Raw genomic sequence first — 14699 nt, 5'->3', positions numbered from 1 at the left:
CGTCAAGGGGTCTGGGCGGATCGTGGCCGCATATATACGGGGCGGCCCGAGCGCGCCGGACAGATACCCGCCGACCCTTGACCTCACGGGACATCGAGTTGGACTATGTTGCGTATCACTCACCCTGTTGTGCAATACGCACCAACGGAGGATGCACATGGCTACTCGACCGGAACCCGGCCACGAGTTCGTCCTCACTCTCTCGTGTCCCGAGCGCGCTGGGCTGGTCCACGCCGTGAGCGGCTTTCTCGTGCGGAACTCGGGCAACATCCTGCAGAGCCAGCAGTTCGACGACCGGTCCCAGGACCGCTTCTTCATGCGGGTGCACTTCGATCTCGGCGACCCGGCCATCGGCATCGAGGAGCTGCGGTCCGGCTTCGGCCCCGTGGCGCAGGCGTACCAGATCGCGTGGAAGCTCCAGGACGCCTCGACGCCGACCAGGACGCTCATCATGGTCTCGAAGTTCGGGCACTGCCTGAACGACCTGCTCTTCCGCAGGAGCACCGGCGCCCTGAACATCGAGATCCCGGCGATCGTCTCCAACCACCGCGACTTCGAGTCCCTGGCAGGGACCTACGGCATCCCCTTCCACCACATCCCGGTGACCCGGGAGACCAAGGAGCAGGCGGAGTCGCGGCTGCTGGAGCTGGTCGACGAGCTCGACGTCGACCTCGTGGTGCTCGCCCGCTACATGCAGATCCTCTCGGACGACCTGTGCAAGCAGCTCGAAGGCCGGGCCATCAACATCCACCATTCGTTCCTGCCCAGCTTCAAGGGCGCCCGGCCGTATGTGCAGGCGCACGAGCGCGGCGTCAAGCTCGTCGGCGCGACCGCGCACTATGTGACCCCGGACCTGGACGAGGGCCCGATCATCGAGCAGGACGTCGTCCGCGTGGACCACTCCCGCGACCCCGACGAACTGGTCACGGTCGGGCGGGACGTCGAGGCGCAGGTGCTGGCCCGCGCCGTCGAGTGGCACTGCGAGAGCCGGGTCATGGTCAACGGCAGCCGCACCGTGATCTTCCGCTGACGGCGGGGACACCGGCGATCCGAATCGCCCTGCGCCGAATCGCCCGGCCGGGAAAGCCCGGCCGGGCGATTCGGCGGCGGCAACGGGACGTCCGTCACGGCCGGGCCAGGGCGCGGCGCATGGCGGGGCACCCGGATGCGGTCACTCCCGGATGCGGTCACTCCCGGATGCGGTCACTCCCGGATGCGGTGACGCCCGGATGCGGTCGCGCCCGGGGCCCGAAGGTCCGGGCGCCCGGGAGCCTCTCAGCCGGGGCCGAGGCGCTCCAGCATCCGGCGGCGCCACCGCTCGGTCTCGGCGATCTGGTTGAACGTGAACAGGTGCAGGCCCGCCACCGACGCCTCGGGGTCGGTGAGCACGGACGCGGTGCCCGTCAGCAGCCGCTCGGGCGAATAGCCGCCCGGAGCGGCGAAGCGCAGGAACCACGAGGTGTGCCGGGCCAGGAACCGCGCCGACTCCCCCACCCCGATCTTCGTCGCCATGGACAGCAGCTTCGTCCGCTCGACGGGCCCGGCCACGCCCACGTGGAGGGGCAGGGTGATCTGCCTGCGGCGTACCCGCCGCACCCAGCCGCCGAGCACCTTCGGGTCGAAGCACAGATTGCTCACGATGTAGGTGGCGTGCGCGCGCTTGTCCCACATGGACTGCACCGTCACGTCGTCGTCGATGCGCGGATGGCTCTCGGGGTACCCGGTGATGCCGACCCGGGCGAACGGGCTCTCCAGCTCCCCCAGCCGCTGGAGCACCGGCAGGGCGCCGGCGTACTTGCCGGCCGGTGGATCCGCGTCCCCGGCCGGTACGAACACATCCTCCACCCCGGCCGCGACCAGGCGTCCGGTGACCTCCGCGAGATGGGACTCGTCCACGATCAGCCGGGCGGGTATGTGCGGCACGACGCGGTAGCCGTGCCCGGCCAGGCGGGTGGCGAGGTCGAGTGTCGGCTCCAGGCCCTTGACCGGCGACGCGGTGACGGTGACCGTGACGTCGGTGCCGACGTGGCCGAGCACCTTCTCCTCGGTCGACCTGGCGGGCAGGACCTCGTAGCGGACCTGGCGCAGGAGTTCCGGCAGGCCCGCCGCGGGGCGGGCCTGCCGGGCGCGTTCGGTGGACGGCGCTCGCCGCATGAGCCGCGTTCCCGTTCTCTCAGGCGTTCCCGCTCTCCGGGACGGCCCCGGGGACGTGGCCCTGCTCGGCGTCGCGGTGCCGGTAGTACCGCGCCTTCGACGGCGGCAGCGGCTCATTGCCGAGGATGAGGTCGGCGGCCTTCTCGGCGACCATCATCACGGGCGCGTAGATATTGCCGTTGGTGACGTACGGCATCACCGACGCGTCCACGACCCGCAGCCCCTGCGTGCCGTGCACCCGCATGTCCGCAGGGTCGACCACCGACATCTCGTCCGTGCCCATCTTGCAGGTGCAGGACGGGTGGAGCGCGGTCTCGCCCTCCTTCGCGACCCAGTCGAGGATCTGCTCGTCGGTCTCGACCTGGGGTCCGGGTGAGATCTCACCGCCGTTGAACTCGTCCATCGCGGACTGGCGCAGGATCTCGCGCGAGACCCGGATCGCCTCGACCCACTCGCGGCGGTCCTGCTCCGTCGACAGGTAGTTGAACCGCAGCGCGGGGTGGACCCGGGGGTCCTTGCTCTTGATCTTCACCGTGCCGCGGGCGTCGGAGTACATCGGGCCGATGTGCACCTGGTAGCCGTGGCCGCCCGAGGGCGAGGAGCCGTCGTAGCGGACCGCGATGGGCAGGAAGTGGAACATCAGGTTGGGGTAGTCCACGTCCTCGTTGCTGCGGGCGAAGCCGCCCGCCTCGAAGTGGTTGGTCGCCCCCGGGCCCTTGCGCTGGAACAGCCACTGGAAACCGATCCACGGCCGGTAGCGCCACTTCAGGTACGGCTGCATCGAGACCGGCTGGGTGCACGAGTGCTGGACGTAGACCTCGAGGTGGTCCTGGAGGTTCTCGCCCACACCGGGGAGGTGGTGCACGGAGTCGATGCCCAGCGCCCGCAGTTCGTCGGCGTTGCCCACGCCGGAGAGCTGGAGCAGCTGCGGGGAGTTGATCGCCCCGCCGGACAGGATCACCTCGCCGGCGCGCACCTGCTGGGGAGCGCCCCGCCCGACGCGGTACTCGACACCGACGGCGCGCTTGCCCTCGAACAGGACGCGCGTCACCAGGGCTCGTGTCCTCACCTGGAGGTTGGGCCGGTTCATGACGGGGTGCAGATAGGCCCGCGCGGCGGAAAGGCGGCGGCCGCGGTGGACATTGCGGTCGAAGGCGGCGAAGCCTTCCTGCCGGTAGCCGTTGACGTCGTCGGTGAGCGGGTATCCGGCCTGCTGGACCGCCCGCAGGAAGGCGGGGAAGAGCGGGCTGGTCGCCGGGCCCCGCTCCAGGACCAGCGGCCCCGAGCGGCCCCGGAACTCGTCCTCGGGGTCGGAGGCCAGGCAGTTCTCCATGCGGTTGAAGTACGGCAGGCAGTGCGCGTAGTCCCAGGTCTCCATGCCCGGGTCGGCGCCCCAGCGCTCGTAGTCCAAGGGGTTGCCGCGCTGGAAGATCATCCCGTTGATGCTGCTGGAACCGCCGAGGACCTTGCCGCGGGCGTGGTAGATGCGCCGCCCGCGCATATGGGGTTCGGGCTCGGACTCGTACTTCCAGTCGTAGAACCGGCTGCCGATGGGGAACGTCAGCGCCGCGGGCATGTGGATGAAGACGTCCCACGGGAAGTCGGACCGCCCGGCCTCGAGCACCAGCACCCGGTTCCCGGGATCCGCGGAGAGGCGGTTGGCAAGTGCGCTGCCGGCGGAGCCGCCGCCGACGATGACGAAGTCGTACTGCTTGGACGCCATGGGGCCCTCGTCTCGCTTGCGCCGTCGATGTGCCGACATGCTAATACGAGTAGCGCTATACGCAATAGGTTGCGAGCAACGCAACTTTCAAAGCTGTCGCTTGCCGCATATCTTGTTGGTGACAGCACTTATAGTTTCGTCATGAGCAACTACAGCCCAGAGGTTGAAACGGCCGGCGCCCCCGCGGGCGGGGTGCAGTCCGTCGACCGCGCCATCAGCGTCCTGGAGATCCTCGCCCAGCGAGGGGAAGCCGGGGTCAGCGAGGTGGCCGGGGAGATCGACGTCCACAAATCCACCGCGTTCCGACTACTCGGCGCCCTCGAGGCGCGCGGACTGGTGGAGCAGGCGGGTGAGCGCGGCAAGTACCGCCTCGGCTTCGGGATCGTGCGCCTGGCCGGCGCCGTCACCGGGCGCATCGATGTGACCCAGCAGAGCCGCGCGGTGTGCGAGCGGCTGGCGGAGGAGCTCGGTGAGACGGTGAACGTGGCCGTCCTGGAGGCCCACTACGCGATCAACCTCTACCAGGTCCGCGGCCCCGCCGCGGTGACCGCCCACAACTGGGTGGGGCAGCTGACACCGCTGCACGCGACCTCCAGCGGCAAGGTCCTGCTCGCCCACCTGCCCGCCTCGCGCCGGGCCGAGCTGCTCGCCGAGGCCGGCCTGGAGCGCCTGACGCCGCGGACCATCACCTCCAAGGCCGAGCTGGAGAAGAACCTCGCCCTCGCCCGCGAGCGCGGATACGCCACGACGTCGGAGGAGTACGAGGCCGGCCTCAACGCCATGGCGGCCCCGATCCACTCACGGGACGGCGAGACGGTCGCCGCGCTCACGGCGTCGGGACCGGCGTACCGGTTCACCGAGGAGCGCATGGCCGAGCTCGCACCCATGCTGCTCAAGGGCGCTCAGGAGATCAGCGTCCGCATGGGCTATCTCGGCTGAGGCCGCGCTCCCCGGCGACGGTCGGCACGGTCCCGCGCGTCCGCACGCGGGACCGGACGCGGGACCGGAGGGGCGGCTACTGCGGCTGCCGTGTGCCCAGACGCGCTTGGACCCAGTCGTGGAAGCCGCCGATGTGGTGCTCACTGGGCACCAGGACCCCGCCCTTGGCGTACAGGCGCGAGCTCATCGCCGGCTGGCAGCGCTCGCACGCGTCGAAGTCCTGCACATTGACCCGGTGGAACAGCTCCACCGAGCGGCTGACGTCCTTGCCGGACTCCACCACGTCCTTGAGGTACAGCCAGTCGCACTCGACGATCGTGCGGTCGGCGGCCACGGGGTACATCCGGTGGAAGATCACATGGTCGGGCACGAGGTTGATGAAGACCTGCGGGCGCACCGTGATGGCGTAGTAGCGGCGGTCCTGGTCCTCGGACACCGTCGGGATGGGGTCCAGGCCCTCCGAGCCGTCGATGGTGAAGCCCTTGATCTCCTCGCCGAACTCGGCGCCGTGGCCGACGTAGTACTGCGCGGCGTAGCCGTCGGCGAACTCGGGCAGCACCTCGGTGAGTTCGGGGTGGATCGTGGCGCAGTGGTAGCACTCCATGAAGTTCTCGATGATGAGCTTCCAGTTCGCCTTCACGTCGTAGACGATCCGCTTGCCCACCTCGAGGTCGGCGATGCCGTAGCGCTCGATGGCCTCGACGTCGCCGAGGCGCGCCACCACGTCGCCCACGACCTCCTCCTCGAAGGAGGGCGGGTCGTCCGAGACGCAGACCCAGACGTAGCCGAGCCACTCGCGCACGTGCACATTCACCAGGCCGTACTCGGTGCGGCCGATGTCCGGCATCTTCGTCAGGTTGGGCGCCGCGACCAGCCTGCCGTCGAGGTCGTACGTCCACGCGTGGTACGGGCACTGGAAGGCGCGTCTGACCTCGCCCGACTCCTCCGTGCACAGTCTGGCGCCCCGGTGCCGGCACACATTGAAGAACGCGCGTACGGACTTGTCCCGCGCACGGGTCACCAGGATGCTCTCGCGCCCCACGTCGACCGTGCGGAAGGCACCCGGCTTGTCCAGGTCGCTGGAGCGCGCCACGCAGAACCACATCGATTCGAAGATGTGCTCCTGCTCCAGCCGGAAGATGTCCGGGTCGGTGTAGTAGTCCCCAGGGAGCGTGGCGATCAGGCTCTCCGGCAGGCTCGTCGTTGTCACAGCGCACTCCTCGCGCGAAACGTCGTTGATCGGCCGTTCACGGGCCGTGGGAGGACATGGGGGCGGCGGGGGCCACGGTCGGCGGGGCCGCCGCGGTGGAGGAGAGCTGCCGGCGCCGGCGGGTGAAGGGACCGGGCCTGTCCACGCCGAGCACCGCCACCGGAACGCCGGACCTGCGGTAGACGGCGAGGAAGCTCCGGTCGGCCTCCGTGCCCTCCTCGACGGTGACGCTGTCGGCCAAGGCCGCGTGCCCGGCGAACTGGATCCGCACCCCGTACTGGTCGGACCAGAAGTAGGGCGGACGGGGCGGCTGCTGCGCCGCCGTGCCTCCCGAGAGCAGCGCGGTGACGGCCAGGGCCGGTCGCTCGCGTGCGCCTGTCCAGTGCTCGACCCGCCGGTGGCCCCCGGCGGCGGGGTCGTACCACGCCGCGCAGTCGCCGACCGCGACGACCTCGGGGACATCGGTGCTGCCGTCGGCGCCGCACCGCACCCCGTTGTCCAGGGTGATCCCGGAGCCCTCGAGCCAGTCGACGCACGGCCGGGCGCCCACCCCCACGACGACGGCGTCCGCCGGGAGGCTGCGGCCGTCCTCGAGCAGGACCGCCTCGACCCGCCGCCGACCGCTCAGCGCCTTCACTCCCACCCCGCACAGCAGCGTGACGCCGTGCAGGGCGTGCAGGGAGGAGACGACGCCGCCCATGCGGACACCGAGCGGACCCGCCAGCGGCGCGGCGGCGGCCTCGACGACCGTCACCTCGAGCCCGAGGCCGCGGGCGGTGGAGGCGACCTCGGCGCCGATGAATCCGCCGCCGATGACCACCAGCCGGCCACCGCTCGCGAGTTCGTCCCGCAGGGCGCGGGCGTCCTCGAGGGTGCGCAGCACATGCACGCCCTCCAGACCCTCACTGCCCGGCAGGGTGCGCGCGGCGGCCCCGGTGGCGATCACGAGCCCGTCGGCCCTGACCGACCGGCCGTCGGCGAGCCGCACCGAGCGGTCGCCGCGGTCGAGGGCCACGGCACCGGAGCCGAGCACCCACTCGGCGTCCAGGTCCTCGTCGTCCCCCTCCAGCGCGAGGTCGGCCTCGCCGACCGCGCCGGAGAGGAACTCCTTCGACAGCGGAGGCCGGTCGTAGGGGCGGTGCGGCTCGTCGCCGATGAGGACGAGGCGGCCGTCGAATCCCTGCTTGCGCAGCGAGCGCGCGGCCGAGAGGCCGGCCAGCGAAGCGCCGACGACGGCCACCGTCCTCACGCGGCTCCCCCGCAAAGACGGGCGACGCCGCAGGGCGGCAGGTTCGGCGGGGCCTCGGAGAGGGCGAGATAGATCATGCCGTCCTCCACGAGGACCTGGTGGGTGCGCACGGGGAGCCTTGCCGGGGGCGCGTCGACACTGCCGGTGCGCAGGTCGAACCTCGACGCGTGCAGGGGGCACTCGACCTCGCACCCCTCCAGCCAGCCGTCGGACAGCGAGGCGTCCTGGTGGGTGCAGGTGTCGTCGATGGCGAAGACCTCGCCATCGTCGGTGTGGAACACCGCGACTGGGGGGTCGGACTCGAGCCGGTAGGCCTCGCCTCGCGGGAGATCGGCGAGACGGCACACGGGAATCATCATGACACCTCGGTGCGTATAGCGAAACGGATTGCGATTAACGCAACGCCAGTCTGAGGGCGCCCCCATGCCTTGTCAAGGATTCGTTCGGGACGGCGAGGGGTGGACAGGCGTTGCTCAATGCGCATTAAACAGCGCGATAGGCAACAGTTGGGGAAGAGGTGCAACCCACGACCGAGGCCGGGAAGCACCGGAAGGCCGCCCTCGGACGGCCCCCGCGCCAACGCGTCGGGGGCCGTCCTGGGACGGCCTTCTCCGGGCTCCACCGGGCTCCACCCAGCTTCACCGGGCTTCACCCAGCTTCTCCGGGCTTCACCACGGGCCCCTCGGGGCCGGCCGGGCTCGTCGCGGCGGCCCGCTACCAGCCCCGGGCGGCCCATTCCTCCAGGTGGGGAGCCTCCGCGGCCACGGTGGTGCTGCCGCCGTGCCCGGTGTGCACGACGGTCTCGCCCGGCAGGGTCAGCAGTCGGCCGCCGATCGAGGAGATGATCACGCCGAAGTCGCTGTGGGAGCGGCCCGTGGCGCCCGGCCCTCCCGCGAACAGCGTGTCGCCGCTGAAGAGGACACCGAGGTCGGGCGCGTACAGGCACACCGCGCCGGGAGCATGGCCGGGCGTGTGCAGGACCCGCAGCACGGTGCCCGCCGCCGCCACCTCGTCCCCGTCGGCCAGGTCGCAGTCGGGCCGACGGCGCGGATGCGTCATCTTCCACAGCACGTCGTCCGCGGGATGGAGCAGGATCGGCGCGCCCTTGGCGTCCGCGACCGCGGGGGCGGCATTGACATGATCGTTGTGCGCGTGCGTGCACACCACGGCGGTCAGGCGGCGGTCCCCCACGGCGGCCAGGATCGCCCCCGCGTCGTGCGCGGCGTCCACGACCACGACCTCGTCGTCGTCACCGATGAGCCAGACGTTGTTGTCCACCTCCCACGTCCCGCCGTCGAGGCTGAACGTGCCACTGGTGACGAGGTGCTCGACGCGTGCCCCACCCGCCATCACAGCACCACCACGGAGCGCAGCACGTCACCGGCGTGCATCCGCTCGAAGGCCTTCTCCACGTCGCTGAGGCCGATCGTCTCCGAGACGAAGGCGTCGAGGTCGAAGCGGCCCTGGAGATAGAGGTCGATCAGAGCCGGGAAGTCACGTGAGGGCAGGCAGTCGCCGTACCAGCTGGACTTGAGGGCGCCGCCGCGGCCGAACACATCCAGCAGGGGCAGCTCGAGGGTCATCTGCGGGGTCGGCACGCCGACGAGGACCACCGTGCCCGCGAGGTCGCGGGCATAGAAGGCCTGCCGGTACGTCTCGGGGCGGCCGACGGCCTCGACGACCACGTCCGCGCCGAACCCTCCGGTCAGCTCACGGATCGCCTCGACGACATCGCCGGAACTCGCGTCCACGGTGTGGGTGGCCCCCATGGACCTGGCCCGCTCCAGCTTGCGCCGGTCGACGTCGACGGCCACGACCGTGGCGGCCCCGGCGAGCACCGACCCGGCGACAGCCGCCATCCCGACGCCGCCGCACCCGATGACGGCGACGGAGTCCCCGCGGCCGACGCCACCGGTGTTCACCGCGGCACCGAAGCCCGCCATGACTCCGCAGCCGAGCAGTCCGGCCGCGGTGGCCGGGGCGGCGGGGTCCACCTTGGTGCACTGCCCGGCGGCCACGAGGGTCTTCTCGGCGAAGGCCCCGATACCCAGGGCCGGGGAGAGCGGTGTGCCGTCGAGCAGGGTCATCCGCTGGGTGGCGTTGTGGGTGGAGAAGCAGTACCACGGCTTGCCCTTGCGGCAGGCCCGGCACTGGCCGCAGACGGCACGCCAGTTCAGGATGACGAAGTCACCGGGCTCGACCTCGGTGACACCCGGGCCCACCGCCTCGACCACGCCCGCCGCCTCATGCCCGAGGAGGAAGGGGAACTCGTCGTTGATGCCGCCCTCCCGGTAGTGCAGGTCGGTGTGGCAGACTCCGCACGCCTCGACCTTCACCAGCGCTTCCCCCGGTCCGGGGTCGGGCACGACGATCGTCTCCAGGGAGACGGGCGCACCCTTCGCGCGAGCGACGACAGCACTGACCTGGTGAGCCATGAGCTTCTCCTCAAGTGTTGCAGACTGCGAAACGCATCTCTGTAATCGCAACGGCAGCATCGGTCCGGGACGGTCTCGCGGTCAAGGGGGGCGGATCGCCGGGGTGCGAGGTGGACCCACGGGAGCGCGAGGGGCACCCTTCGCGCGCGAGGCGGACCCGCCCGACGGCGCCACCTCGCCAACAGTGAGTCGAATGTCCCATTTCGACCGATTCGAGTAGAAGTCAACTCGGCGCGATGGAGCGGGTTTGCGGGCCATCACTCGAAGCGACACCGCGATAGCTCCACGTCGAGTTCGGGCCGAGCGCATGTGATGTGAGCGATAGGACTTAGGTCATGTATGAGGTTCGCTAGTAGGAAACAGTCCGATTTGAGCGGGCGGGGACCGGTTTTCCCTTCCACTGCCGTAATCGGGTACGAGGTTTCCTAGTAATCGCCCTGCTTTGTCCGGCGCTGATGTCCTGCTAACAATTCCGGGGTCCCGAACGGAAGAGGAACCCCAGCATGCAGTTCACCAAGTTGCTGAAGAGCGGCCGCCTGGCCAAGTCCCGTCTTTTCTCCATGGGTGGCGTCGCCGCCGCCGGTGTCGCGGTCATGGCCGCGACCCTCGCCACCGCCCCGACCGCCTCCGCCGCTCCCTCCGCGACCACGGGGAACGTCGACACCTGGATCAAGAGCTCCCTCAACGTCATGAACGCCAAGGGCATCCCGGGCTCGTACTACGGCATCTACAAGAACCTGATGCGCGAGTCCAGCGGAAACCAGTACGCCATCAACCTCTGGGACTCGAACGCCGCCGCCGGCATCCCGTCCAAGGGCCTGATGCAGGTGATCCAGCCCACCTTCAACGCGTACCACGTCAGCGGCACCTCGTGGAACATCTACGACCCGGTGGCCAACATCACCGCGGCCTGCAATTACGCGGCCCACGTCTACGGCTCGATCGACAACGTGAACTCCGCGTACTGAGCGAACGGATCCGATTCCGCGCCGGCCTTGTGGGCGGCGGCACCCCGCGTGAGTGCCGCCGCCCATACGGCTGTTGACCGACCGGCGCCCCGAGGGAAGCACGACGGGGCTCGCGCACACGAAGCGAAATCCCGATGCGCGGCGCCATGTGCCTCCGGGATCCTGGGGCATGACTTGGACGACCACGGAAGAACTCGACGAATTCCAGGCCCACGCGGGGGATTTCCTGCGGGCCCGGCCGGCGGAGAACACGGTGCTCCTGACCGTCGCCGAGTCGCTGAGAGTGCGCGGCACGACCGCGTTCGGCGGCACCGGTCCGCGCTTCGGCTGGTGGCGGGGGAACGGCGGCGATGTCGAGGGGGCCCTCCTCCAGACTCCCCCGTATCCCGTCCTCCTGACCCGCCTGCCGCGAGAGGCCGTTGAGCCGCTGGTGGAGGCACTGGCCGCCGACGGCTGCGCCGACGTCCCCGGCGTCGATGGCGCGAACGACGTGGTCGACGCCTTCGCCGCCGCCTGGCGGCGGCACACGGGCGCCGGCCACCGGGTCCACCAGCGCCACCGCCAGTACCGGCTGGCCGCGCCGGCACGGCCACGGCCCGTGCCGGCGGGGCGCGCCCGGGTGGCCACGCCCAAGGACCGGGACCTGCTGATCCGCTGGTACGAGGCGTTCGGCCGCGAGACGGGAACCCTCGCCGGAACTCCCGCGGGAGCGGTCGACGACCGTGTCGGCCACGGCGGGCTCACCCTGTGGGAGGTGGACTCACGGCCCGTCGCACTGGCCGGGACGACACGCATGGTGGCGGGAACGGTGCGCGTCGGCCCCGTCTACACCCCTGCCGAGGAGCGCCGGCGCGGCTACGCGGGCGCCGCGACCGCCGAGGTCGGCAGGGCCGCGCTCGCGGCGGGCGCACGGGAGGTCGTGCTCTTCGCCGACCTGGCGAACCCCACGAGCAATGCCCTGTACCAGCGCCTGGGCTACCGGCCGCTGGGGGACCGGGCGGTGCTCCACTTCCCGCCGCCCACCGCCTCCGATTCGGACATGGAGCACCCCATGGCCCGCGACGCGGCTAGTGCCGGGGGCGATCCCGGTGGAACTGCGCCCTCCAGCGGCGCACTCCGGGCTGCTGGGCATCGCGGACCGCCTCGATCCGCACCGGCCGCAGGTCACCCGTCGCGAAGGACTCCACCTCGGCGCGGGTGAGCGGCCACGGCGGTCCCTGGTCGGGGTCGTCCCGTTTGTCGCGCGCCGCCGCCACGACGATGAGCGTTCCCCCGGGGCCCACCGTGCCCGCGACCCGGGCGACGGCCTCCAGCCGCACCGAGCGCGGCAGCGCCTGGACCGTGAGGCTCTCGACCACCAGGTCGAACACTTTCTCCCAGTCGTCCGGCGTGTCCAGCAGGTCGGCCGTGAGATAGCGCACCGTGGAATCGGGAAAGCGCCGACGGGCGGCCCGGACGGCCGTGGCCGAGACATCGAAGGCCACGGTGCGAAAGCCCAGCCCCGAGAAGAATTCGGCGTCCTCGCCCAGGCCGCTGCCGATCACGAGGGCGGTGCGCCCATGGCCGTCCAGGCCCGCCGCCCGTGCCCACTCCACCAGCATCCGGTGCGGCGCGCCCCGGTCCCACGGCACCACCGCCTCGCCCTGCTCCGCCTCGGCGTACAGGCGCTCGAACCACCCCGTGGGATCGTCGGCGGACAGCGACTCGGCCGCCAGCCGCCGCGCGTGCTCCTCGGGATCGGGTCCGGTCATCGGGCACCTCCATGCCTCCACCAGGGCGGTGGCGCCCGCCCCGTTCTAGACTCGGTGGTGTGGCTCGACGGAACAAGGAAGTCGAGGCTCTGCTCCAGGAGTACGCCGACCTCGTCCTCATCACCGGCGGAGACGCGTTCAAGGCACGCGCCTACGAAAAGGCCGCTCGCGCCATCGGCGGCCACCACGCCGACGTCGCCGGACTCGACGCCGAGGGCCTGCGCGAGATCCCCAACGTCGGCAAGTCCATAGCCGACAAGGTCGTCGAGTATCTGCGCACCGGGCAGATGGCGGCGGTGGAGGACGTGCGCGACCGGATCCCCGCCGGTGTCCGCGAACTCATGGCCATCCCCACCCTCGGCCCGAAGAAGGCCGTCGCCCTGTACGAGGAGCTGCACATCTCCTCGCTGACCGAGCTGGTCGCCGCGCTCGACGAGGGGCGGCTGCGGGACATGAAGGGGTTCGGGCCGAAGACAGAGGACAACATCCGCCACGGCATCGCCCTGATGCGGGCGGCCGGGGACCGGGTCCCCCTCAACGCCGCCATGGAGCTCGCCGAGGACATCGTCGCCGACCTGTCGGCCGTCACCGGCTGCGAGCGGTGCGCCTACGCGGGATCGCTCCGCCGCATGCGCGAGACCATCGGGGACATCGACATCCTGGTGGCCGCCGACGACTCCGCGCCGTTCATGGAGGCGTTCACCCGCCTTCCGCACACCGCGGAGATCGTCGTGGGCGGCGCGAAGAAGACCTCTGTCCGCACCGCCGAGGGGCTCCAGGTCGATCTGCGGGTGGTCCCTCCCGATTCCTGGGGAGCCGGGCTGCAGTACTTCACCGGGTCGAGGGCGCACAACATCCGCACGCGGGAGCTGGCCGTGCACAACAGGCTCAAGCTCTCCGAGTACGGCCTGTTCGACACCGAGACCGGGGAGAAGGTCGTCTCCAAGTCCGAGGAGGAGGTGTACGCGCGGCTCGGACTGCCGTGGATCCCCCCGACGCTCAGGGAGGACCGGGGAGAGGTGCGCGCGGGTGCGCGGGGTGAACTGCCCCACCTCGTCGGCGAGAAGGACATCCGCGGCGACCTGCACACCCACACCGATCTGACGGACGGTCTGTCCCCGCTGGAGGACATGGTCCGCACGGCCGCGGAGCTCGGCTACACGTACTACGCCGTCACCGACCACGCGCCCGACCTCTATATGCAGAGGATGACGGACGAGAAGGCGCTCGCCCAGCGCGAGCGGGTGCGCGCGCTCGACCGCGAATACCACGGTATGCGCCTGCTCCACGGCACCGAGCTCAACATCGGCCCGGACGGCGGCGTGGACTGGCCGGAGGGCTTCCTCGAGGGCTTCGACATCTGCGTGGCCTCGGTGCACTCGCACTTCAACCAGTCCCCCGAGGCGCAGACCCGCAGGCTGGTGAAGGCGTGCGAGCATCCGCGCGTCAATGTCATCGGCCATCCGACGACGCGCATCATCGGCAAGCGTCCGCCCCTGGACCTGGACCTCGACGCCGTGTTCGCGGCGTGCGCCCGCACGGGGACGGCGCTCGAGGTCAACTCCCATCCGGACCGCTTGGACCTGTCGGACGAGAACATCCTGCGCGCCAAGCGGCACGGGGTGAAGTTCGCCATCGACAGCGACGCCCACTCCGTCACCCACCTGGCCTACATGCGCTACGGGGTGGGCACGGCCCAGCGCGGCTGGCTCACAAAGGACGATGTGATCAACACCTGGCCGCTGACGCGGCTGCGTGCCTTCCTGCGCAAGGCGTGAGCGCGCCCGAGGCGTGAGGAGGCGCCACGAGGGGCAAGGACCCGCGAGGCAAGGACCCCGAGGCGCGGGCCACCGGCGCGGGAGCGGAAGCCCACCCGGGCAGTACGGAGAGGGGGCGCCTACCCGGGTGGGCGGTCGGTGGGGCCCGCGGCCGTGAGCCCGCTCCGGGCGGCAACGGGGCGAGACGGCGTGAGCCGGGGCCGCACCAGCCGGCGCCGAGGTGCGGCACCGGCTGGTGGATCCAGTTCCTCAACGGGGGCGCTCGTAGTGGCACCGAGACCCGACCGCGGCGGGCCGGGCCCACCGAGTCGGCACGTTGGGCCCGCTGCCACTCCCCGGAGAGGGATGGGCGGCCCACCGGTTGGATAGAGACAGTCACTCACCGAATGGATATGCGGGCAACAGATGCCTGGGATAAGTCACCCGAACGGCGGAGCGCGCATTCTGAATGCGATGCCACCATGTACCACCGCCTCCGTGAGCCCCTATGAG

The 14699-nt window shown here is 70.8% G+C and carries 12 protein-coding genes and 1 pseudogene; 5 read left to right on the top strand and 8 right to left on the bottom strand.

The window, feature by feature from the left end; genetic code table 11:
• The first annotated feature begins 157 nt into the window (after window positions 1-157).
• The gene (gene purU / locus IEY86_RS31640; RefSeq protein ID WP_189135358.1) at window positions 158-1030 is read left to right on the top strand and encodes a formyltetrahydrofolate deformylase; all 873 of its coding nucleotides are present in this window, start codon (window positions 158-160) and stop codon (window positions 1028-1030) included.
• A 245-nt stretch (window positions 1031-1275) separates the two neighbouring features.
• Here purU and IEY86_RS31635 read toward each other — a convergent pair whose 3' ends face one another.
• Window positions 1276-2154 (bottom strand): methylenetetrahydrofolate reductase, encoded by an 879-nt coding sequence (locus tag IEY86_RS31635; protein ID WP_189135357.1) that lies wholly within the window; start codon window positions 2152-2154, stop codon window positions 1276-1278.
• 19 nt (window positions 2155-2173) lie between these two features.
• A complete protein-coding gene (betA, locus tag IEY86_RS31630; RefSeq protein WP_189135356.1) occupies window positions 2174-3877 on the bottom strand; it encodes a choline dehydrogenase in 1704 nt (567 codons plus the stop codon).
• Window positions 3878-4018: 141 nt separating this feature from the next.
• On the opposite strand from betA, the gene IEY86_RS31625 reads away from it, so the two are divergent.
• Window positions 4019-4816 carry an IclR family transcriptional regulator gene (locus IEY86_RS31625; protein WP_189135355.1) on the top strand — a complete coding sequence of 266 codons (798 nt, stop codon included), beginning with the start codon at window positions 4019-4021 and terminating at the stop codon, window positions 4814-4816.
• A 76-nt stretch (window positions 4817-4892) separates the two neighbouring features.
• Here the strand turns inward: IEY86_RS31625 and IEY86_RS31620 are convergent, their stop codons facing one another.
• The 5 genes from IEY86_RS31620 to IEY86_RS31600 all read right to left on the bottom strand — a co-directional run bounded on the left by IEY86_RS31620 (window position 4893) and on the right by IEY86_RS31600 (window position 9710).
• A complete protein-coding gene (locus IEY86_RS31620; protein WP_189135354.1) occupies window positions 4893-6026 on the bottom strand; it encodes an aromatic ring-hydroxylating oxygenase subunit alpha in 1134 nt (377 codons plus the stop codon).
• A gap of 37 nt (window positions 6027-6063) precedes the next feature.
• A complete protein-coding gene (locus IEY86_RS31615; protein ID WP_189135353.1) occupies window positions 6064-7275 on the bottom strand; it encodes an NAD(P)/FAD-dependent oxidoreductase in 1212 nt (403 codons plus the stop codon).
• On the bottom strand, window positions 7272-7634 hold the full coding sequence (locus IEY86_RS31610; RefSeq protein WP_189135352.1) for a bifunctional 3-phenylpropionate/cinnamic acid dioxygenase ferredoxin subunit: 363 nt from the start codon (window positions 7632-7634) through the stop codon (window positions 7272-7274). The genes IEY86_RS31615 and IEY86_RS31610 overlap by 4 nt, the downstream gene beginning before the upstream one ends.
• Before the next feature lie 355 nt (window positions 7635-7989).
• Complete coding sequence (locus IEY86_RS31605; RefSeq protein WP_189135351.1) at window positions 7990-8625, bottom strand: MBL fold metallo-hydrolase; 636 nt, start codon at window positions 8623-8625, stop codon at window positions 7990-7992.
• Window positions 8625-9710 (bottom strand): S-(hydroxymethyl)mycothiol dehydrogenase, encoded by a 1086-nt coding sequence (locus IEY86_RS31600; RefSeq protein ID WP_189135350.1) that lies wholly within the window; start codon window positions 9708-9710, stop codon window positions 8625-8627. Before IEY86_RS31600 ends, IEY86_RS31605 begins: the two co-directional genes overlap by 1 nt.
• 503 nt (window positions 9711-10213) lie before the next feature.
• Here IEY86_RS31600 and IEY86_RS31595 point away from each other — a divergent pair.
• A complete protein-coding gene (locus IEY86_RS31595; RefSeq protein ID WP_189135349.1) occupies window positions 10214-10678 on the top strand; it encodes a transglycosylase SLT domain-containing protein in 465 nt (154 codons plus the stop codon).
• A gap of 169 nt (window positions 10679-10847) precedes the next feature.
• Window positions 10848-11879: a GNAT family N-acetyltransferase gene (locus tag IEY86_RS31590; protein WP_308425190.1), complete on the top strand. Its 1032-nt coding sequence runs from the start codon at window positions 10848-10850 to the stop codon at window positions 11877-11879.
• A 67-nt stretch (window positions 11880-11946) separates the two neighbouring features.
• Here IEY86_RS31590 and IEY86_RS38530 read toward each other — a convergent pair.
• Window positions 11947-12279, bottom strand: a pseudogene (locus IEY86_RS38530) (class I SAM-dependent methyltransferase); the annotation flags it as partial.
• Window positions 12280-12488: 209 nt separating this feature from the next.
• Here IEY86_RS38530 and polX point away from each other — a divergent pair.
• The gene (polX, locus tag IEY86_RS31580) at window positions 12489-14207 is read left to right on the top strand and encodes a DNA polymerase/3'-5' exonuclease PolX (protein WP_189135347.1); all 1719 of its coding nucleotides are present in this window, start codon (window positions 12489-12491) and stop codon (window positions 14205-14207) included.
• The last annotated feature ends 492 nt before the right edge of the window (window positions 14208-14699 follow it).

The sequence above is a fragment of the Wenjunlia tyrosinilytica genome, assembly GCF_014646055.1.
Classification (GTDB): Bacteria; Actinomycetota; Actinomycetes; order Streptomycetales; family Streptomycetaceae; genus Wenjunlia; species Wenjunlia tyrosinilytica.
The sequence above is the reverse complement of the archived record's forward strand: the minus strand, read 5'-3'. Positions and strand labels throughout refer to the sequence as shown.